At 46.4% G+C, this 519-nt stretch carries 2 tRNA genes; both read left to right on the top strand.

The features are described 5' to 3' along the window. Positions 1-166: 166 nt before the first annotated feature. A tRNA-Ile gene (locus ACTWPM_RS20695) sits at positions 167-243 on the top strand. Positions 244-252: 9 nt separating this feature from the next. Continuing rightward, positions 253-328: transfer RNA gene (locus ACTWPM_RS20690), tRNA-Ala, on the top strand. The last annotated feature ends 191 nt before the right edge of the window (positions 329-519 follow it).

Below are 519 nucleotides of genomic sequence, written 5' to 3'. Positions count from 1 at the left end.
GCCGTATCGGAAGGTGCGGCTGGATCACCTCCTTTCTAAGGAAACCGGAAAGGCGGAAACGACCGATGGTCGTGGAAGCTGGACCGGACGGAAGACGTACCTGGTTGGTTGTTCAGTTTTGAGAGATTAAACTATTTAAAAATATTTAATCCCATAACAATTGGATGGGCCTGTAGCTCAGTTGGTCAGAGCGCACGCCTGATAAGCGTGAGGTCGGTGGTTCAAGTCCACTCAGGCCCACCATTCAATTCTGGGGCCTTAGCTCAGCTGGGAGAGCGCCTGCTTTGCACGCAGGAGGTCAGCGGTTCGATCCCGCTAGGCTCCACCATTTAAATGAATGACTTAAACACAAAGTATAATTTTGTGTTTTATATTCAACCCTAAATAATGGGTGTGAACCTTGAAAACTGGATAAGGAATCAATAGCGTTTAATACGCTAGTGATGACAAGACATTCAACAGAAACATCGAACGAAACAACGTCTTTTCACGACGATAGTTAAGTGAATAAGGGCGCAC

This window comes from Halobacillus sp. K22, assembly GCF_052246795.1.
In the GTDB taxonomy this organism is placed as follows: Bacteria; Bacillota; Bacilli; order Bacillales; family Halobacillaceae; genus Halobacillus.
This window is presented reverse-complemented; position numbering and strand designations above follow the sequence as displayed.